Genomic DNA, 18,905 nt, shown 5'->3' with positions numbered 1-18,905 from the left:
CGTCCGGTTTCCATGGAAAGGAGGACCAAACAGCACAATCCGGACAGAGGAGCCCGCCATGCGCCCAGCCCTGCCGACCCGGCCCGCACCGAACAAGGCCGCACCGGACGAGAGCGGACCGGCCTGGCCCGCACCGGGCCGCCCCCTGCTCCTGGCGGCCGACGGCTCCGGGCTGGTCGCCGAGATCGAGGCCTACCTCGCCTCGCTGCCGCTCCCGGCCCGGACACTCGCGCCGTACGTCTGCCCGTACGGCCGCGTGCTGCAGCCCTGGAACGCCGAGCACCCGCTCCCCCGCCGCACCCTGCTCGACCGGCTGGCGCACCGTGCGGCGCGGCCCGTCCCGCTCAGCGCCGCCGAGCACCTGCGGCTGACCTCCCGCTACCTCACCCAGCACGGCTGGCTGCAGGGCGCGATGTGGGACGCGGCCGGCCGGGTCTGCCTGCTCGGCGCCCAGGCCGCCGTGCTGGGCCACGGCTACGGCACCGTCAGCACGGTGCGGACGGCACGCTGGCAGGTGATGGAGGTGCTGCACGCCACCGGACGGCCCGTCAGCTCGCCCGACGCGTACAACGACCGCCCCGGCACCCGCCAGGCGGACATCCACCGACTGCTGGAGCAGGCCGCGCTGCGCGCCCGCCGACTCGGGCTCTGAGGCTCTGCGAGCGGCGCATTCGTGCTGTTGCACCGCTGTGACAGGCGCTCGACAGTAACCGAACCTCCCACCGACAGTCTTTATCTCGTCCGAACAACAACCCACCAGACCACTTCCGGGGGGAAGTTCACCATGGTTGCTCGCCACCGTCGCCGCCCCGCCACCACCGTCGCCCTCGCCGCCGCGCTGAGCGCGGGTGCCGTCATGCTGCTCTCCGCCTGCGGGCCCGACGAGGTTGCGGCCACCTCCCCCGCCCAGAGCGCTTCGGCACCCGCCGCCCAGCCCGCCGGCTCCTCGCACCCGGGGACCGCCGCACCCACCGCGAAGGGCAAGTCCCCCGGAGCCTCGTCGAGCACCCCCGCCGACCCGAGCGGCACCGTCCACTCGCCCCTCACCGTCAGCAACGGCACCCCGCTGGTCATGATGAACGGCACCTCCGTCGACTTCCACACCCCGGTCCGCGACCTGTCCTGGTCCCCCGACGGCAGCAAGGCCGCCTTCGTGAACGGTGACGGCAGCCTGGTGGTGGCCAACCCCGACGGCAGCGGCCAGGTGACCGTGGCGCGCAACCCCGGCGGCCAGACCTGGTCCCACCCCACCTGGCAGGTGAACGCGGCCGGCGACGCGAACGGGGTGGCCGCCAAGAACAACGTCATCTTCACCGTCGACCAGGGCGGCACCACCCACCTGGCCTCGGTCCCGGCCACCGCCGCCGGGGCCGCCCCGGCCAAGTTGGACCTGTCGCCCGGCATCGACGACCCGGCGGTGCCGCAGAGCGCCAACGCCTGGGCGAACACGGCCGGACCGCACGGCATCACCACGGCCTACGAGAACACCGCCGACGGCAAGATCTACCTCCGCGACGACTACACCCGCGAGCAGACCCGCGCGCTCACCGCGGGCTCCGAGCCGGCCCTCGCCCCCGACGCCTCGACCGTGGTCTTCGTGCGCTCCTCCGGCGGCCACGACCACCTCTTCGAAATGCCGCTGGGCCAGCAGAACGCCACCGCCAAGGACCTCACCCCGAACGCGACCACCGACTACACCGAGCCCGCCCTGTCCCCGGACGGCAAGTTGATCGCCGCCCGCACCCCCACCGGCATCGTCACGCTGCCCACCGACGGCTCCGCCGCCCCCACGATGACCGTCAACGCGATCGGCCTGCCCGCCTTCCGGGCATGACCCGCTCCACCCGGTTTCGGCCCGGAGGTCCGGCCGCTGACTGTCCGACAGCTCGGGCGGCCGAACCTCCACCCATCCGAAGTGACCTGCCTCACAAGACCGTCGGGGAGCATCCGGACGGATCCCGGAAAGCAGAAATCCCCGCCCGGCCGAATCGGCCGGGCGGGGATTTCATGACCACTCTCGTGGCCGTTGGGTGGAGCTGAGGGGATTCGAACCCCTGACCCCCTCGATGCGAACGAGGTGCGCTACCGGACTGCGCCACAGCCCCAACGAGAAGAAACAATAGCACCTTCTGGAGGGGTCCCGTGACCACCCCCCGCTGGTGGGGCGGGGTGGGGCTACTCGTTGGCGGCGCGGGGGCGGGTGGCGTAGTGCTCGTCCGACTGGGGGGCCGACGGGAGCGGGGTCTCGTACTGGTCGAACAGGGGGGTGTGGACCGGCTCGACGGGTCGGCCCGAGCTCCAGGTGCCCGGGGCCCCGAGGTCCAGGCCACGGGAGACGCGCGGGGCCACCGGGGCGGTGACGTAGGTGGGCAGCGGGACCGGGACCGGCTCCCAGGAGTCCGGTCCGGCGGCCGCGCGCTCGCGCAGGCCGTCCACCCACTCCTGGTGGTCGGTCGCCTCGACCAGCGCCTGCCGGGCGCCGCGCGGCTCGGGCGGGGCGGTGGCGACCCGCAGCTCCGGGCGGTCCTGCTCCGGCTCGGGCGCCAGGGCCTCGACCGGCGGGACCAGGGCGACCGTGGCGGCCAGCCGGACCTGCTCGCGCTCGCGTACCCGCTGGGCCGCCTGGGCGGCCCTGACGCGGTCCAGCTTCACCTCGTAGCGCTGGCGCTCCAGGCGGCGCAGGTGGCCGATGTAGAGGGTCAGCAGCAGGGCCGGCAGGGCGGGGGCCCAGAGGAAGTCCACGCCGGCCACGGCCGCCGTGATCGCCCCCAGCGCGAAGGCCAGGAAGAGTACGGTGACCATCCGCCGGCGCCGGGCCAGCAGCCGGGCCCGGCGGTCGCCGGCGGCCGAGGCCCCGGCGATGGCGGCGGCGGACAGGGCGGGGCCGGCCGAGGGCGGTGACATGCCGTCAGCCGTCCCGGCGGTGTCCGTGCCGCCGTTTCGGGGGTCGCTCGCGACGGCGCCCGCGCCGTGGTTCGCGTCGCCGCTGTGGTCGGAGTCCGAGGTCGTGGTGGGGTCGTTGTCGCCAAGGGCCCGGGACGCCCGCCGCTCCAGCCCCGACCGCCCGGCGAGCAGGCGGATGGCGGTGCTGAAACGTTCTGTCGGGCGCGCTTCGTTGAGCTCGTCCTGCCTGCGGAGCCACATGGGCACCAGATAGGCAGCCCAGGCCCCTACGATGACCGCGTAGATGAGGCCGCTACTGCTCACGTTTCACACCGTACGGGCGATGGGTAAGGGCGGACAGCAATTTGACGCGGCGTGTCGCCGCGCCAAGCTGATTCTCTGACTATTTTGCCGGAATTTGTCACCGCTTGCCGAGGCGGTGATGCCATATCGATATGAGTTTCGAACACTTATTCAATTACCCCAAGCGCCAACGGTCCAACAGCCCTTCCGGGACCTCCTCGGCGGTCAGCGCGTAGACCAGGTGGTCGCGCCAGTCGCCGTCGATGTGCAGATAGCGGGGCCGCAATCCCTCCGAGCGGAAGTCGAGTTTCTCCACCACCCGGCGGCTGGGCCGGTTCTCCGGACGGATGCAGACCTCCACCCGGTGCAGGCCCAGCGTCCGGAAGCAGTGGTCCACGCTGAGCGCCACGGCGGTGGGCATGATGCCGCGGCCGGCCACCGCCTCGTCGATCCAGTAGCCGACGTTCGCCGAGCACATCGAGCCCCAGGTGATGCCACCCACCGTCAGCTGCCCCACCAGGTGCCCCTGGTAGAGGATGACGAACGGCAGTATCCGGCCCGCCGCGGCCTCGCGGCGCAGGTAGCGGACCATCTGACGGTAGGTCGGCCGCGGCCCGGAGGGCAGGCTCCCGGGCGGGGCCGGGGGGACGGTGGCCTCCCAGCGGCGCAGCCAGTCGCGGTTGCGCCGGCTCGCCTCCTGCCAGGCCTTCTTGTCGCGCATCCGGATCGGACGCAGCACCACCTCGCCCTCGCGCAGCTCCACCGGCCATCCGGCGCTCAGCTGGTACCCCCTTCGGGGGCGGGGGCATCGGCGGCGGGCGCCTGGGCCGGCCCCGGCCTCGGGTGGTCCCCGCCCGCGAGCTGGTCCACTGCGTGCGCCAGCAGCGGTTCCAGCACCGCGAGCCCGTCCTTGACGCCGCCCGTGGAGCCGGGCAGGTTGACGATCAGGGTGCGTCCGGCCAGCCCGGCCAGCCCCCGGGAGAGCGCCGAGGTGGGCACCTTCTCGCGTCCGTGGGCGCGGATCGCCTCGGCGATGCCGGGGACCTGACGGTCGATCACTGTGGCGGTCATCTCGGGGGTGAGGTCCATCGGCGAGATCCCGGTGCCGCCGGTGGTCAGCACCACGTCGTAGCCGGCCGCCACCGCCTCGCGCAGCACGGCTGCCACCGGCTCGCCGTCCGGCACCAGCCGCGGGCCGTCCACCGTGAAGCCCATCCGGCGCAGGCCCTCGACCAGCAGCGGGCCGCCCTTGTCCGGGTAGACGCCCGCCGAGGCGCGGTTGGAGACGGTGACCGCGAGCGCCCTCACGAGGCGTTCCCGTCGGTCGTGGCCGCGCGGGTCCAGTCACCGCTCTTGCCGCCGGTCTTGCTGAGCACCCGGACGTCCTCGATCGCGGCGCCCTTGTCGACCGCCTTGACCATGTCGATCACGGTCAGGCCCGCCACCGCCACCGCGGTGAGCGCCTCCATCTCCACCCCGGTGCGGTCGGCGGTGCGCACGGTGGCGGTGATCTCCACCGCCTCGTCGGTGACCGCGAGGTCGACGGTGACGCCGGAGATCGCGATGGGGTGGCAGAGCGGGATCAGCTCGGGCGTCTTCTTGGCGCCCATGATCCCGGCGATCCGCGCGGCGGCCAGCGCGTCGCCCTTGGGGACGCCCTCGCCGCGCAGCAGCTCGACCACCCTCGGGGCGACCCTGACCCGGCCGGCGGCGACCGCGGTGCGGACCGTGCTCGCCTTCTCGGAGACGTCGACCATCCGGGCGGCGCCCGTCTCGTCCACGTGCGTCAGGCGGTCGCCAGGGGGTGTGGTCACGTCAGTACTCCAGCAGGACGGGGTGAATACCGCGCTACGGTACCGCTCCGCCCGCGCCGGATCGGCGTCGGTCCGTCAGCGGGACGGTGGCGCTAGGCCGAAGGGCGCAGCTCGGGCAGGCCCTTGGGGGCACCGCAGGTCCGGCCGCGGACCGCTCAGTCGGTGAGCAGGACCACCTCGACGTGCTCCCCCGCCGGCACCGCCTGCGTCTCCTCGGGGACCACGATCAGGCAGTTCGCCCGGGCCAGCGCCCCGACCAGGTGCGAGCTCTCGCCGCCCACCGGCTCGACCCGCCCGTCGGCGGTGTACCAGCCGCGCAGGAACTGGCGGCGGCCGGCCGGCGAGCGCAGCGCGCCGGTGCAGACCGCCCGGACCCGCGGGCGGTGCACGTCCGGGGCGCCCAGCATGGTGCGGATCACCGGGCGGACGAAGAGCTCGAAGGAGATGTAGGCGCTCACCGGGTTGCCCGGCAGCGCCAGCAGCGGGATGCCCGCGGTGCCCTCGCCGATCCGGCCGAAGCCCTGCGGCTTGCCCGGCTGCATCTTCAGCTTGCGGAAGTCCATGCCGGCGTAGTCGGCGAAGACCTCCTTGACCACGTCGTAGGCCCCGACGCTGACTCCGCCGCTGGTGACGATCAGGTCGGCCCGGCCGAGCTGGTCCTCCAGCACGCCGCGCAGCACCGCCGGGTCGTCGGGCACCCCGCCGACCCGGAAGGCGATCGCGCCGGCCTGCTGGGCGGCGGCGGTGAGGGTGAAGCTGTTGGAGTCGGAGATCTGCCCGGGGCCCACCGGCTCGCCGGGCTGCACCAGCTCGCTGCCGGTGGAGAGCACGACCACCCGCGGGCGCGGGCGCACCCGCACCGTGCCGCGGCCGATCGCGGCGAGCAGGCCGAGCTGGGTGGGGCCGAGCCAGGTGTCGGCGGTGAGCACCCTCTCGCCGGCCAGGATGTCGCTGCCCCGGCGGCGGATGTGCGCGCCCTCGGCGACCTCCTGGCGCACCCGCACCTCCTCGCCCGCGACCGGCGGCGCCATGGTGTCGGCGGCCTGGCCGCTGCCGCTGCCGCCGTCGGTCCACTCGACCGGGGCGACGGCCTCGGCGCCGGGCGGCACGGGCGCGCCGGTCATGATCCGGGCCGCCTGGCCGGGACCGACCTTGGGCAGCTCGCCGGCGCCGGCGGCGATGTCACCGACGACGGCGAGCACGGACGGGTAGCGGGCGGTGGCACCGACGGTGTCGGCGGTGCGCACCGCGTAGCCGTCCATCGAGCTGTTGTCGAAGGCCGGCAGGTCACCGGCGGCGACCACGTCCTCGGCCAGCCGGCAGCCCTGCGCGTCCAGCAGCTGGAGCTCGATGGCGGGCAGCGGGGCGACGCCGGCCAGCACGTCGGCGAGGTGCTCGTCGACCGTCCAGTGGCGTTCGCCCGGGGCCCGCACCCCGCAGGCGTCCGCCGCGTCCCTGTGCTGTTCGGTCATCGCCACCGCCGCCTTCCGCTCAGTTCTGCTGCATCTCCGTGCCGACGAAGTCCTTGAGCCAGCCACGGAACTCCGGACCCAGGTCCTCGCGCTCGCACGCCAGCCGGACAATAGCGCGCAAGTAGTCCGCGCGGTCGCCCGTGTCGTAGCGGCGGCCGTCGAAGAGCACGCCGTGCACCTGGCCGCCCTCCTCCGGGCTCAGCGAGGCCAGCGTGCGCAGCGCGTCGGTCAGCTGGATCTCGCCGCCGCGGCCCGGCTCGGTCTTCTTCAGCACCTCGAAGACGGCCGGGTCGAGCACGTAGCGGCCGATCACGGCGTAGTTGGAGGGCGCCTCGGCCGGCTCCGGCTTCTCGACCAGGTCGCTGATGTGGAAGACGTCCGGGCCGAAGCCGTTGGCCTTGACCGCCGCGCAGCCGTAGAGGTGGATCTGCGCCGGGTCGACCTCCATCAGCGCCACCACCGAGCCGCCCAGCTCCTGCTGGACCTCGATCATGCGGGCGAGCAGCGGGTCGCGCGGGTCGATCAGGTCGTCACCGAGCAGGACGGCGAACGGCTGGCCCGCCACGTGCTGCTCGGCGACCAGCACCGCGTGGCCCAGGCCCTTGGGGTCGCCCTGGCGGACGTAGTGCATGTTGGCCAGCGAGACCGACTCCTGCACCCGGCGCAGCTTGTCCGCGTCGCCCTTGCGGGAGAGCAGCTCCTCGAGCTCGTAGGCGCGGTCGAAGTGGTCCTCCAGCGCGCGCTTGTTGCGCCCGGTGACCATCAGTATGTCGGAGAGGCCGGCCGCGGCGGCCTCCTCCACCACGTACTGGATCGCGGGCTTGTCGACGACCGGCAGCATCTCCTTGGGCGTGGCCTTGGTGGCCGGCAGGAATCGCGTTCCGAGACCGGCGGCAGGCACGACGGCCTTGGTGACGGGCATGCGGGGATTTGTCGTCGTCATGCGTTGACCTTACTAAGGCGAATGACCGCCCCGACCGGCACGAGGTCATTCGGTGACGAATGCCTCGTCGGTGCCGGTCACGGCAGCGACGATACGGGTGGCGCCGACCTGGGCGGTGGGCGCGGGAGCGGTGCAGGGCGACAGATTACCGTGCCTTTCCGAACGCCTTGTCCAGCTCTGTGCCTCCGGCAGTCCCCGCCGCTTCGCGGCGGCCAGCGAGCGGTCCGCGGCACGCAGGAGCGGGACGGGGTGACCGCCGTCGGCGGGCAGCACCGCGATGCCGGCCGAGGCGCGCAGGCCGTTGCCGCCGCCCGGGGCCGGCTTCTCGGACCAGGGAGCGCCGGACCAGTCGAGCAGCCGGTGGCGGCGCACCGTCCAGCAGAGCCGCTCGGCGACCTTGGCTGCGCCCGCCGCCCCGGTGTCGGGCAGCACCACCAGGAATTCGGTGCCGCCGTAGCGGCCCAGGGTGTCCGAGCGGCGGACCTCCACGCTGAGCCGCTGCGCCAGGTCGCGCAGGATCACCTGGCCGCGGTCGCGGCCGTGCTCGGCGTTGAGGGCCTCGAAGCCGTCGATCTCCAGCAGCACCACGGCCAGCTGCCGCCGCTCCGCCTCGGGCTGGCGCCGGCAGCGCTCCACCTCGCGCTCCAGGGTGAGTTGGAGGTGTCCGAGGTTCCACACGCCGGTCAGCGGATCGCGCGCCGCGCTGCGTGCCAGCTCCTCGCACTGCCGCTCCAGCTCGGCGAGCCGTCCGCGCAGCCGGCTCTCCCGGGCGGCGCCCGCGCCGGTCGCGCGGCGCAGCCGCACCGCCAGCAGGACGCCGAAGCCGGCCAGGGGTGCGCTGAGCAGTGCGGACGCCTGCACCAGGAGCGCGGCGGGCATCGTGGTACCCCTCTCAGGTGGTGGAGACCTCGCCGGGGCGGATACGGCTCCCGGGTCGGGATACCGCTCGCGGGGACCGGGTGCGGGAGGATCGGCTGGTCCACCCCCGTCCCGAGGAGCGGCCATGCCCGACGTCCCGCCGTCCGGTGCTTCCCTGTCCGGCGATCCCTTGTACAACGACAAGGCCGCCCTGAGGTCACACCTGCTGGCCGAACGGCGTGCACTGTCCCCCGAACGGCGGGCAGCGGACGCGCTGGCGCTGGCCGAACGGGCGCTGCCGCTGGCCGCCCCCGGCAGCACGGTGGCCGCGTACGTCTCGGTCGGGGCGGAGCCGGGCACCGGGCCGCTGCTCGAACTGCTGCGCGGGCGCGGTCTGCCGGTGCTGCTGCCGGTGCTGCTGGCGGACAACGACCTCGACTGGGCCCGTTACGAGGGCGCCGAGCAGCTGGCCCCGGCCGGGCGCGGCCTGCTGGAGCCCACCGGGCCGCGGCTGGGCCCGGCGGCCATCACCACCGCGGACCTGGTGCTGCTGCCCGGGCTCGCGGTGGACCGCCGGGGGCTGCGGCTGGGCCGCGGCGGGGGCTCCTACGACCGGGTGCTGGCCCGGCTGGCCCGGGCCGGCGCCGAACCGCTGCTGGCGACCCTGCTCTACGAGGCCGAGCTGCTGGAGCGGGTGCCGGCCGAGCCGCACGACCGGCCGGTGCACGCCGCCGTGACCCCGGCGGGCGTGCACCGCTTCTGACCGCGCCTGACGCGCCCGCCCCGCTCAGGGGGTGAGGGTCAGCGTGTTCTTGGTCGCGCTGTTCACCGCGGCGCTGGAGTACGCCCAGGTCAGCAGCTTGCCCTGGGACCAGAGCGCGGTCTGGTCGTTGTAGTTGGGGCTGAACGCGTGCCCCGACTCACCGCCCACGTTGATCCACCGGGAGGCGTCGAAGGCGCTCAGGTCGACCACCATCCGCATCGACGGGATCCAGTCCACGTCGTAGCCGGCCGCCGCGTTCCAGCCGGCCGCGTCGACGGCCGCCGAGCCTCCGGAGAGGTTGAACGGGCCGCGGTTGAGCAGCCGGTGGGTGATGCCGGAGATCAGCGAGGTGGTGTCCAGGCCGAGCGTCTGCTCCTTGAGGTTCAGCTGGTGCAGCCGGCCCCAGCTCCAGATTGAGATGTCCTTGCCGAGGTGGGCGGTGAGGTCCTGGCGGGCGTCCTTCATCGCCTCCTTCAGGATGTTGTCCAGGCCGTGCTGCTGCTGGTGGTTGGAGTCGATGTAGGTCCACCAGGAGCTGTTGGGGTTGGCCAGCTGCTGGCGCACCACCTCGGTCCAGCGGTCGCCGCCGTCCGGCTGGGCCAGGGCGGGCTTGCGGGTGCCGCACTGGGTGACCGGCTTGGCCTCGCCGCCGACCGTCCCGGCGGGCTGGTTCGGGTCCGCCTTCTGCTGGACCAGCAGGCAGTCGCCCTGGGCCCGGACGGAGGCCGGGAACTTCTGCCCGAAGGCCAGGATCAGCAGCTGGCGCCAGACGCCGTTGTAGTAGGCGGCGGCGGCCGAGTCGGCGTCCTGGTTGTAGTTCCAGTCCTTGAGCAGGTCCTGGGCCTGGCGCACGTACGGGTCGCTGATCTGCTCCTTGAGCAGCAGCGGGACCAGCGTCTTGGCCATCACGCTGGTGTTGTCCAGCTGCATCGACTGCATGTCGTCCGGCGAGATCTTGCCGCCGCCCGCGAGCTTGGCGTTGATCTGGTCGGTGATCTCCTTGGCCCGGGTGCCGTACTCCCAGTCGCTGGTGATCAGGTACTTGTAGGTCGGGTCCACCACGGCCTGGTTGGCGGTGACGATGTAGCCGGCCGGCGGGTTCCAGGCGTAGGGCAGCGACTTGAAGGGCACGTAGCCCTGCCAGGCGTAGCTCGGGTCCCAGCCCGGGGCCGGGTAGCTGCCGTCGCCCTTGCCGCGGATCGGGATCGCGCCGGGGGCCTGGTAGCCGATGTTGCCCGCGGTGTCGGCGTAGATCAGGTTCTGCGCGGGGACGGCGAAGTCGGAGGCCGCCTTCTGGAAGTCGGACCAGTTGGTCGCCCGGTCGAGCTCGAAGACGGAGTCCATCGTCCTGCCCGGGGTGAGCGCGGTCCACTTCAGCGCGACGCCGTAGCCGGTGGTGCCGCGGTCGGGCGCGGCGTTGCCGACCGGGGCGTACATGCCGACCTGCTGGTCCTCGGTGCTCTGGTCGGAGATCAGCGGAGCGCCGTCGGCGGTGGTCCGCACGGTGATCACCCGGCTCTGGCCGCCGGCCACCTTGATGGTCTCCTGGCGGGTGGTGAACTGGGTGTCCTGCCCGTTGTACAGGTAGGTGTTCGGGCCGGTGATCTTCTCCAGGTACAGGTCCTCGACGTCGGCACCCATGTTGGTCATGCCCCAGGAGATGTTCTGGTTGTGACCGATCATCACACCGGGCATGCCCGCGTAGGTGAAGCCGGTCACGTCGAACGGGCAGCTGGCGCTGACCGACCGGCAGTGCAGGCCCATCTGGTACCAGGAGTTGGGCATGCTCGGGCCGAGGTGCGGGTCGTTGGCCATCAGCGGCTTGCCGGTGGTGGTGTTGCTGCCCGCGACCACCCAGGAATTGGAGCCGATGCCCTGGCCCTGCGGGCCGAGCAGCTGCGGCAGGCCGCCCATCTGGTCGGTGATGTTCTGCAGCAGGCCCTGGGTGATGGCCGCGTTCTGCTGGGTGCCCGGCTGGCCCGCCGCGCCGGCCGCCGGCTTGTAGCTGCCGTCGGTGGCCAGCGTGCCGGTCGGGACGATGGTGCCGTTCCTGCTGTACGGGTAGCTCGGGTAGAGCTGGGCGATCTGGTCCGGGCTGAAGGTCTGGCTCAGCAGCGAGCGGTCGATCTCCTCCTGCAGGTTGCCCGACAGGTTCCAGGCCACCGCCTTGAGCCAGGCCACCGAGTCGACCGGGGTCCACGGCTCCGGCTTGTAGCCGCTGTGCTCGGTGCCGAGCAGGGTGTACTCCAGCGAGGCGCTCGCGCCGCCGGGGTGCTGGCCGAGCCAGGCGTTGACGCCGTCGGAGTAGGCCTGCAGGTACCGCTTGGTGTCGGGGCTGAGCTGGGTGTCGTACTCCTGCTGGGCGACGTTGCGCCAGCCCATGGTGCGGATGAAGGCGTCGTTGTTCACCTGCGAGGAGCCGAACATCTCGGAGAGCCGGCCCGAGGTGATGTGCCGTCGCACGTCCATCTCCCAGAACCGGTCCTGCGCCTGGACGTAGCCCTGCGCCTTGAACAGGTCGTCGGGAGTGTCGGCGTAGATCTGCGGGATCCCGTTGGCATCGCGCTTGACGTCCACCGAGGCGCTCAGACCGGGGACCTTGATCGTGCCGCTGACCTGGGGGAACGAGGACTGCACGGTGTGCACCGCGTACCAGCCGCCGGCCGCGGTGCCGCCGACCAGCAGCACGACGAGGACGAGCACGAGCAGACGGGCGCGCCGGAACTTCTTCGAGCTGCGCGAGCGGGGCATCAGGGTCCTAGCGGCAGGGAGCGGGGCAACGTCACAAGAGCTGGGCGGCCGTGACCGCTCACCACATTAGGACGACTCAGGTGGCATGAGCGCACGGGGGACACCCACGGTGGAACCAGAGGGACCATACCGGGCCCGGGTGAGCGGCAGGACGCAGCCGGTTAGGTCAAAGAGATGGCAAAATGTTAGACTGGTTAACGATCCATCCGCTGATCGTTCTACCGGTCAAGCTATCTGGCTGCCCACCGGCGGCCCGTGACCGTACCTCAGCAGGTCAGGACCGGTCCGATCGGCCGGTGACCAGATTTCCCCAGTGACCCTCCCGTGCCGCCAGCCGACCTTTCCACGGCCGCCTAACGACCCTGAGGTGCCCCTGCGTGACTGTCGACCACCTGAACAAGCTCCTGCTCGAATCCTCCGTCGTCCTGCTGGTCGCGGTGGCCGCGGTGCGAATATCCACCCGCTCCGGCCTGCCCAGCCTGCTGCTCTACCTGGGCATCGGGGTGGCGATCGGCCAGAACGGACTGGGCGTCACCTTCAACAACGCGGAGCTGACCCAGGTCCTCGGTTACGCGGCACTGGTGGTCATCCTCGCCGAGGGCGGACTCAAGACCAGCTGGCGGGAGATCAAGCCGGTGATGCCGGCCGCCACCGTGCTGGCCACCGTCGGCGTGGGGATCAGCGTCTTCGTCACCGCCGCCGGGGCGCACTGGCTGGTCGGCCTGGACTGGCGGCTGTCGCTGCTGCTCGGCGCGATCGTCTCCTCCACCGACGCGGCCGCGGTCTTCTCGGTGCTGCGCACCGTCCCGCTGCCCGCCCGGCTGAGCGGACTGCTGGAGGCCGAGTCCGGCTTCAACGACGCGCCGGTGGTGATCCTGGTGGTCGCCTTCGCCACCACCGGTCCGTTCGACTCCTGGTACGTGCTGGTCGGCACGATCATCGCCGAACTGGCGATCGGCGCCGCGGTGGGCCTGGCGGTCGGCAAGCTGGGCGCCTACGGGCTGCGCCAGGTCGCGCTGCCGTCCAGCGGCCTGTACCCCATCGCGGTGCTCGCGCTGGCCGCGCTCGCCTACGCCGGTGGCGCGCTGCTGCACGGCTCCGGCTTCCTGGCCGTCTACGTCTGCTCCGTGCTGCTCGGCAACGCCAAGCTGCCGCACGGTCCGGCCGTGCGGGGCTTCGCCGACGGGCTCGCCTGGATCGGGCAGATCGGCATGTTCGTGCTGCTCGGTCTGCTCTGCACGCCCGCCACGATGGGTTCGGCGGTGCTTCCGGCGCTGGTCATCGGTCTGGTGCTGGTGCTGGTGGCCCGGCCCCTGTCGGTGCTGCTGACCCTCACGCCGTTCCGGCTGCCCTGGCAGGAGCAGGCGCTGCTCAGCTGGGCCGGGCTGCGCGGGGCGGTGCCGATCGTGCTGGCCACCATCCCGCTGGTGGCCGAGGTGCCGCGGGCCCAGGACGTGTTCAACATCGTCTTCATCCTGGTCGTCGTCTTCACCCTGGTCCAGGGGCCCACGCTGCCCTGGCTGGCCAAGCGGCTGCGGATCTCCGAGGGCGCCATCGGGCAGGACCTCGGCATCGAGTCGGCGCCGCTGGAGCACCTGCACGGCCACCTGCTCTCGGTCTCGCTGGCGCCCGGCTCGCTGATCGCCGGGGTGGAGGTCAGCGAGCTGCGGCTGCCCGCCGGGGCCGCGGTGACCCTGGTGGTGCGCGAGGGCAGCAGCTTCGTGCCGGACCGCACCACGGTGCTGCGGGAGAACGACGAGCTGCTGGTGGTCACCACCTCGGCGGCCGAGGAGGCGACCGAGCTGCGGCTGCGGGCGGTGGACAAGGGCGGCAAGCTGGCCGGGTGGCTCGCGAGGCGCTGACAGGCCGGCGGGGGCGGGGGCGGGCGGGGGCGCTGACAGGCCGGCGGGGCGGCGGCGCACTGGCGGAGCGCCGGCGGGCCTGGTGCGTTCCGGCGCGAGGCCCGATGTTCACGAGTGTTTCGTGCCACGTCCGCCTTGGATTTCCAGTCGGACTCGTGTGATCCTCGGTAGGATGTAATCCCATACGTATCAACTGTGTAAGGGCGTGCGCTCCGGTGCCCGGTCTTGCCCATCCATAGACACCCGCAACATCTGCCTGACGCAGAGTTGGCGCGACCGCTCGGCGGCCGCGGTCCACGGCACCTCATGGCCCCCGCTTCCACGAACTGGCCAGCCGGACCCGGTATCAACCCCGGTCGACGCGCGAGAGGACGACTCTCGGCGCCGTCGGGGTTTCCCCAACCCCGGCCGCGCTACCAGGCAGCAGGAAGGACCGACCGTGGCGGCCCGCCCAACGGTCGAAAGCCCCGTCGTCGTCGACACCCCCAGCGCGCCCACGCGCGTCGGGTACGGCACCCTGCTGCGCACCCCCGGTGCGTGGACGTTCCTCCTGCCCGCCTTCGCGGCGCGCCTGCCCTACGCGATGCTCAGCATGGGCATCTCGCTGCTGATCCTGGGCACCCACGGCTCCTACGGCACCGCCGGCAGCGTGGTGGCGGCCGCCGCCGTCTCCCAGGCCCTGATCGGGCCGCAGACCGGCCGGCTGGCCGACCGCTACGGCCAGGCCTCGGTGCTGGTCCCCAGCGTGCTGGTGCACGCGGTCTCGGTCGGCGCGCTGATCGCGCTGGCGCTGGGCCACGCGCCGGTCTGGACGCTCTTCCTGATCGCCGTGCCGGCCGGTGCCACCGTGCCGCAGATCGGCGCCATGGTCCGGGCCCGCTGGGTGGCCAAGCTGGCCGACCGGCCGGCCCACCTGAACACCGCCTTCGCGTTCGAGTCGGTGACCGACGAGCTCACCTTCGCGATCGGCCCGGTGCTCACCGCCGTGATCGCCAGCACCGTGACCCCCGCCGCCGCGCTCATCGTCGAGGCCACGCTGACCCTGGTCGGCGGGCTGGCCTTCGCCGCGCAGCGCCGCACCGCACCGGCCCGGCTGGTGCGCGAGCCCGGCACGCGGCAGGCGTCCGCGCTCGCCTCGCCCGGCGTGCGGCTGCTGGCCGGCGTCTTCCTGGGCGTCGGCAGCGTCTTCGGCGGCATGCAGATCTCCGTCACCGCTACCGCCGAGGCGGCCGGGCAGGGCGGGCTCAGCGGCGTCGTCTACGGGATCTTCGCGGGCGGCTCGATGCTGGCCGGTGTGCTGTACGGCCTGATCGCCTGGCGGCGCTCGGCCCAGCAGCGGATGCTCGGCAGCTACGGCCTGCTGGTGCTGGGGTGCTCGACGCTCTGGGCGATGCCCAACCTGGTCACGCTGGCGGTTGCCGGGCTGGTCTGCGGGCTGGCCATCGCGCCGACCCTGATCACCGGCTACACGCTGGTCGAGACGCTGGTGGCGGACGGCGCCAAGACCGAGGCCTTCACCTGGCTGACCGGCGCGATCGGGCTGGGGCTGGCGGTCGGCTCGACCGTGGCCGGCCGGCTGATCGACCTGGGCGGGCCGTGGACCGGGTTCCTGGTGCCGCTGGCCGGCTCCGGAATCGGGCTGGTGGCGCTGGTCACGTTGCGGCGACTCCTGGTGGCTCCGGCCACCGAGAGCCGTACCGTTGCCAGGAGTGGCAGTGCGATGCCCTCGCTCGTCGGGGCGTCGGAGCACTGAGGCCGCCGGGGCGTCAGGGCGTCGTGGACCCGGCGGAGCGGGGTGCCGCAGCCGACGCGGTGCCGGCGTCATCGGGTCGGCGCTGGACTGATCCAGCGGAATGCCGCATCATGGACCGTCGTTAGCACTCATCAGGCGAGAGTGCCAGGAGGAAGACAAGTGCCCACGTACCAGTACCAGTGCACCGAGTGCGGCAGCGGCCTTGAGGTGGTGCAGAAGTTCACCGACGAGGCTCTGACCGTGTGCCCGAACTGCCAGGGTCGCCTGCGCAAGGTTTTCTCGGCGGTGGGCGTGGTGTTCAAGGGCTCCGGGTTCTACCGGACGGACAGCCGCTCCTCCTCCAGCAGCTCGGTGGGGGCCTCGTCCGGGGCCGCATCGGGCGGCTCGACCGGCTCGACCGGCTCCGGGGCGGGCGCGTCCTCGGCCTCGCCCGGCGCGTCGTCGTCCTCCTCGACGTCTTCGACGTCCACCTCCTCCGCGTCCTCGTCCTCGGCCGGCTGACCCGACTCGGTCGCAGCCGGCGGGAGCCGTCGCTCAACGCCCCTGGTGGCGCCCCTTCGGGGTGCCGGCAGGGGCGTTTTGCGTGCTGGGGCTGGGCTGGGCTGGGCTGGGCTGGGCTGGGCTGGGCTGGGGGAAGTTGTCCACAGGTGCGGGGTTATCCACAGAAATCCGGTGCGGCGTGGGCACGAGGGCGGCGGCAGCGGATCCTGAGCCCATGACCACGGTTCTCCCCACCCCAGCCCTGACCGCCCCAGCCCTGACCGTCCCAGACCCGACCGCCCTGGCGTCCGGGCCACGTCCCGCGATTCGGCACTGCGCCCGACGGCCGCCGCCGACTCGCGCCTCACCGCAGCCGCCCCGGCGCGCCGTACCGCAGTTCCGCCCGATCCGGCGGGGTGGCAGCGGCCGGTACCGCCTCCATCAGGCGGTGCGGCACCGACCGGCCGTGCTGGCCACCGGCCTGCTGGCGGCTGCCGCGGTCGTCGCCGGGCCGCTGCACCCGGGGGTGCCGGTGCCTGCCCCGCCGGCCGTCCCCGCCGTTGCCCAGGCTCCGCCTGGGCCGGCCGGGCTGCCGCACTGCGGGCCGGGGCGCTGACCGACCACCGGTCCTGGGCCGCCCGGCCCAGGAACTCCACCCACGGGAACTCCGCCCACGAGCAGTTGATCAGTCCCCGTGGTGCGGGGGCCGCTGGCTCTGGTACCAGTCCAGGCCGCGCGTGCCCTCGGACTCGCCCCAGCCCCGGTCGGTGTCATCGCTGGTCTGCCGGCTCAACGGGTCGGTGAAGACCAGCTTGGCCGCCTTCGCGGCGGTCGCCGCCCGCGGGGCCTGCCCTGCGTGCTCGTCCTGCTCGTCCCGCTCGTCCTGTGCTGCCATCGTTCCTGCCTCCGGTGTGGTCCGCTCCGTCCAGCCTAGGACTCCACCGGACGAGACCAGGGGCCGGGCGACTGCCCGACCCCTGGTGCTACCCACCCACCGGCAGGCCCTTGAGCGACCCGGCCTCGGCCGGGCCGGGCTCAGCGGCTCGCGGCTCCGCTCAGCCCAGCTGCGAGCTGAGGAAGTTGGCCCCGTTGTAGGAGCCCCAGCCGGTGACCTTGTCGTAGCCGGCACCCGCGCTGTACGCACCGTTGCTGCCGCTCGTCACGTCGTGGAAGGCGGACTTGTAGGAGCTGGAGGCCGCCAGCGTGTAGATCCGGCTGTTCGCGAACCCGAAGGAGGGCTTGCCCTTGGCCTTGGCCTCGCTGTTGTAGACCGCCGTGAAGGCCGCCCAGTTCGGCGCCGAGGCGCTGGTGCCGCCGTACTCGGCCCAGGAGCCCTCGGTGTAGACGGCCCAGCCCGAGGACGGGTCGGCGTCCGAGGCGACATCCGGCACCGACCGGTAGGTGCCGGTGTTGACCTTCGACTGGTAGCTCGGCGTGTTGAAGTAGGAGGAGACCCCGCCGCCGCTGCCGGACCAGGCCTTCTCGCTCTTCCAGACACCGCCCGAGCCCTGCGCCAGCGTGGTGCCACCGGCGCCGGTGACCCACGGGTCGGCGGCCGGGAAGTCGACCGAGGTGCCGCCGTTGCCGGCGTCGTCCGAGCCGCTGTCACCGGAGGCGGCGTAGACCGACTGGCCCTGCGCCGCGGCCTCCTTGAGGTCGGCGTCGACGGCCACCCGGTTGCTCGCGGTCTCGCCGGCCTCGTAGGTGCCCCAGCTGATCGAGATCACCGGGACGTTGTCGCTGACCAGCTTGCTGTAGATCGCGGTCTCACCGGCGTCGCTGTTCGGGGCCTCGTAGACCTTGATCGTCGCACCGGGCGCCAGCGCCTGGACGACCTCGATGTCCAGGTCGACCTCGTCCTGGCCCGAGGTGTCGGTGGTGCCGCCACCGGCATTGACCACGGTCGGGGTGCTGGGCTTGATGCTGAACGCCTTGTCGTAGGCCGACACGTCGGACTGCGAGAAGGCGGAGAACTCCAGCAGGCCGACCGTGACGCCCTTGCCGTTGTAGCCGGCCTTGACCGTGGAGGTCAGGTTGTAGGCGGCCTGGGCGCTGGTCGGGCTCAGGCCGGCGGGCGCCTTGGGGGTGGCGTCCGGCGTGGCCTGGGCGCTCGACTTGGTGCTGAAGTGGGTGTACTTGGCGTAGTTGTTCAGGCCGGAGACGTCGGTCACCACGCCCGCGATGTCGCCGGGGACGGACGGAGCGACGGTGTTGGCGAAGTAGCTGTGGCCGTCCTTGTTGTCCTGGTAGGTGGCCAGGCTGGTGTTGAAGGCCTTCTGCACCTGGGCCGCGGTGCCGGTGGCCTCGATGGTGAGCCGGTTGGCGGTCACCTCGCCGACCTTCAGGCCCTGCGACGCCAGGTAGGCCGAGACCTTGGCCACGGTCTGCGGGGTGGCGCCGAACCGCTGGGCGAACTGGTCCACCGTCAGGTAGTGCTGGTAGCTGGGCGAGTTCGGGTCGGTCACCTGGTTGAGGAAGGCGTCCAGCCCCGCCGTGTCCCGCTGCGTGAGGCTGACGGCCACGGATATCTGCTGGTCGGCAGCGACGTCCCCGGTCCGGACGGAGTGGCTCACGGCGGAGACGACGTCACCGCGCAGCGCGCTCGGTGACTGCGCGTCGGGCGTGGCGGCGAAGGCGGGCACGGCGGCGAGCGCGATGATCGGCAGCGGGGCGGCGAGCAGCCCGATGACAGGCCTGATGCGGGGCTTCACGGAATGTCCTCCTGGGACGGGGCGATCGACCGAGGGCACCGGCTGCCGGAGGTTCGGTCGGAACCCGGCGCCCTGGACTGCGGAGTGGATGGCTCCACGCTAGGTTTGTCAATCCACCGTCAAAAGAGGGGTATCCCTCGCTTGTTGTATGTCGCGATCGTGTCCTGGGGTGTCGCACGGCATCGTGCGATGTCGCGAGACGTCGCGTGATCGGGGTGTGTACGGGCGATGAACGGGGGACGCGCGGGCGGGCCGGGGCTGTGGGGCGGGCCGGGGCTGTGGGGCTGTCCGGAGCTGCGCGGGCGGGCGAGC

Annotated in this window: 17 protein-coding genes and 1 tRNA gene; 7 read left to right on the top strand and 11 right to left on the bottom strand. The window is 72.7% G+C overall.

From position 1 onward, the window contains the following. Nucleotides 1-58: 58 nt before the first annotated feature. Both OG500_RS22525 and OG500_RS22520 read left to right on the top strand, forming a co-directional pair. Nucleotides 59-652, top strand: coding sequence for a DUF6197 family protein (locus tag OG500_RS22525; protein WP_329582877.1), 594 nt, complete (start codon nucleotides 59-61; stop codon nucleotides 650-652). A 132-nt stretch (nucleotides 653-784) separates the two neighbouring features. Further along, nucleotides 785-1,834: a hypothetical protein gene (locus OG500_RS22520; protein WP_327068492.1), complete on the top strand. Its 1,050-nt coding sequence runs from the start codon at nucleotides 785-787 to the stop codon at nucleotides 1,832-1,834. 197 nt (nucleotides 1,835-2,031) lie between these two features. Here OG500_RS22520 and OG500_RS22515 read toward each other — a convergent pair. From OG500_RS22515 to OG500_RS22480, 8 genes are all read right to left on the bottom strand, one after another. Further along, nucleotides 2,032-2,105: transfer RNA gene (locus tag OG500_RS22515), tRNA-Ala, on the bottom strand. Between the two features lie 70 nt (nucleotides 2,106-2,175). Further along, nucleotides 2,176-3,207 carry a divisome protein SepX/GlpR gene (gene sepX / locus OG500_RS22510; protein ID WP_327068491.1) on the bottom strand — a complete coding sequence of 344 codons (1,032 nt, stop codon included), beginning with the start codon at nucleotides 3,205-3,207 and terminating at the stop codon, nucleotides 2,176-2,178. A gap of 154 nt (nucleotides 3,208-3,361) precedes the next feature. After that, nucleotides 3,362-3,949 (bottom strand): GNAT family N-acetyltransferase, encoded by a 588-nt coding sequence (locus tag OG500_RS22505; RefSeq protein WP_442789200.1) that lies wholly within the window; start codon nucleotides 3,947-3,949, stop codon nucleotides 3,362-3,364. 14 nt (nucleotides 3,950-3,963) lie between these two features. Continuing rightward, nucleotides 3,964-4,494, bottom strand: a complete 531-nt coding sequence (locus OG500_RS22500; protein WP_329582874.1) for a MogA/MoaB family molybdenum cofactor biosynthesis protein — start codon at nucleotides 4,492-4,494, stop codon at nucleotides 3,964-3,966. Further along, nucleotides 4,491-5,000, bottom strand: a complete 510-nt coding sequence (gene moaC / locus OG500_RS22495) for a cyclic pyranopterin monophosphate synthase MoaC (protein WP_329582872.1) — start codon at nucleotides 4,998-5,000, stop codon at nucleotides 4,491-4,493. Before moaC ends, OG500_RS22500 begins: the two co-directional genes overlap by 4 nt. Nucleotides 5,001-5,155: 155 nt before the next feature. Further along, nucleotides 5,156-6,472: a molybdotransferase-like divisome protein Glp gene (glp, locus tag OG500_RS22490; RefSeq protein ID WP_329582871.1), complete on the bottom strand. Its 1,317-nt coding sequence runs from the start codon at nucleotides 6,470-6,472 to the stop codon at nucleotides 5,156-5,158. A gap of 19 nt (nucleotides 6,473-6,491) precedes the next feature. After that, a complete protein-coding gene (gene galU / locus OG500_RS22485; RefSeq protein WP_327068487.1) occupies nucleotides 6,492-7,415 on the bottom strand; it encodes a UTP--glucose-1-phosphate uridylyltransferase GalU in 924 nt (307 codons plus the stop codon). A 45-nt stretch (nucleotides 7,416-7,460) separates the two neighbouring features. Continuing rightward, on the bottom strand, nucleotides 7,461-8,294 hold the full coding sequence (locus OG500_RS22480) for a GGDEF domain-containing protein (RefSeq protein WP_327068486.1): 834 nt from the start codon (nucleotides 8,292-8,294) through the stop codon (nucleotides 7,461-7,463). A 124-nt stretch (nucleotides 8,295-8,418) separates the two neighbouring features. Between OG500_RS22480 and OG500_RS22475 the strand changes: the two genes are divergently transcribed. Continuing rightward, nucleotides 8,419-9,036, top strand: coding sequence for a 5-formyltetrahydrofolate cyclo-ligase (locus OG500_RS22475; RefSeq protein WP_329582867.1), 618 nt, complete (start codon nucleotides 8,419-8,421; stop codon nucleotides 9,034-9,036). A gap of 24 nt (nucleotides 9,037-9,060) precedes the next feature. Here OG500_RS22475 and OG500_RS22470 read toward each other — a convergent pair whose 3' ends face one another. Then, nucleotides 9,061-11,787, bottom strand: a complete 2,727-nt coding sequence (locus tag OG500_RS22470; protein WP_329582863.1) for a penicillin acylase family protein — start codon at nucleotides 11,785-11,787, stop codon at nucleotides 9,061-9,063. Nucleotides 11,788-12,164: 377 nt separating this feature from the next. On the opposite strand from OG500_RS22470, the gene OG500_RS22465 reads away from it, so the two are divergent. From OG500_RS22465 to OG500_RS22450, 4 genes are all read left to right on the top strand, one after another. Beyond that, nucleotides 12,165-13,649, top strand: coding sequence for a potassium/proton antiporter (locus OG500_RS22465; RefSeq protein ID WP_327068483.1), 1,485 nt, complete (start codon nucleotides 12,165-12,167; stop codon nucleotides 13,647-13,649). Nucleotides 13,650-14,088: 439 nt separating this feature from the next. Next, nucleotides 14,089-15,402, top strand: coding sequence for an MFS transporter (locus OG500_RS22460; RefSeq protein WP_327068482.1), 1,314 nt, complete (start codon nucleotides 14,089-14,091; stop codon nucleotides 15,400-15,402). Nucleotides 15,403-15,561: 159 nt separating this feature from the next. After that, nucleotides 15,562-15,903: an FmdB family zinc ribbon protein gene (locus OG500_RS22455; RefSeq protein ID WP_327068481.1), complete on the top strand. Its 342-nt coding sequence runs from the start codon at nucleotides 15,562-15,564 to the stop codon at nucleotides 15,901-15,903. Between the two features lie 427 nt (nucleotides 15,904-16,330). Beyond that, nucleotides 16,331-16,498 carry a hypothetical protein gene (locus tag OG500_RS22450; RefSeq protein WP_327068480.1) on the top strand — a complete coding sequence of 56 codons (168 nt, stop codon included), beginning with the start codon at nucleotides 16,331-16,333 and terminating at the stop codon, nucleotides 16,496-16,498. Between the two features lie 69 nt (nucleotides 16,499-16,567). On the opposite strand, the gene OG500_RS22445 is transcribed toward OG500_RS22450, so the two are convergent. After that, entirely contained in the window at nucleotides 16,568-16,777 is a 210-nt protein-coding gene (locus OG500_RS22445) for a hypothetical protein (protein WP_329582857.1), read from the bottom strand. Nucleotides 16,778-16,937: 160 nt separating this feature from the next. Beyond that, a complete protein-coding gene (locus tag OG500_RS22440) occupies nucleotides 16,938-18,593 on the bottom strand; it encodes a S53 family peptidase (RefSeq protein ID WP_329582854.1) in 1,656 nt (551 codons plus the stop codon). Nucleotides 18,594-18,905 lie beyond the last annotated feature (312 nt).

It is taken from the genome of Kitasatospora sp. NBC_01250 (assembly GCF_036226465.1).
Classification (GTDB): Bacteria; Actinomycetota; Actinomycetes; order Streptomycetales; family Streptomycetaceae; genus Kitasatospora.
Note: the sequence above shows the minus strand (reverse complement) of the source record. Positions and strands in the feature narration are given on the sequence as shown.

Coding starts and splice junctions, on each gene's coding strand:
- OG500_RS22480 (WP_327068486.1), bottom strand. CDS start 8,294: ATGCCCGCCGCGCTCCTGGTGCAGGCGTCCGCACTGCTCAGCGCACCC.
- glp (WP_329582871.1), bottom strand. CDS start 6,472: ATGACCGAACAGCACAGGGACGCGGCGGACGCCTGCGGGGTGCGGGCC.
- galU (WP_327068487.1), bottom strand. CDS start 7,415: ATGACGACGACAAATCCCCGCATGCCCGTCACCAAGGCCGTCGTGCCT.
- OG500_RS22520 (WP_327068492.1), top strand. CDS start 785: ATGGTTGCTCGCCACCGTCGCCGCCCCGCCACCACCGTCGCCCTCGCC.
- OG500_RS22470 (WP_329582863.1), bottom strand. CDS start 11,787: ATGCCCCGCTCGCGCAGCTCGAAGAAGTTCCGGCGCGCCCGTCTGCTC.
- OG500_RS22525 (WP_329582877.1), top strand. CDS start 59: ATGCGCCCAGCCCTGCCGACCCGGCCCGCACCGAACAAGGCCGCACCG.
- OG500_RS22475 (WP_329582867.1), top strand. CDS start 8,419: ATGCCCGACGTCCCGCCGTCCGGTGCTTCCCTGTCCGGCGATCCCTTG.
- OG500_RS22445 (WP_329582857.1), bottom strand. CDS start 16,777: ATGGCAGCACAGGACGAGCGGGACGAGCAGGACGAGCACGCAGGGCAG.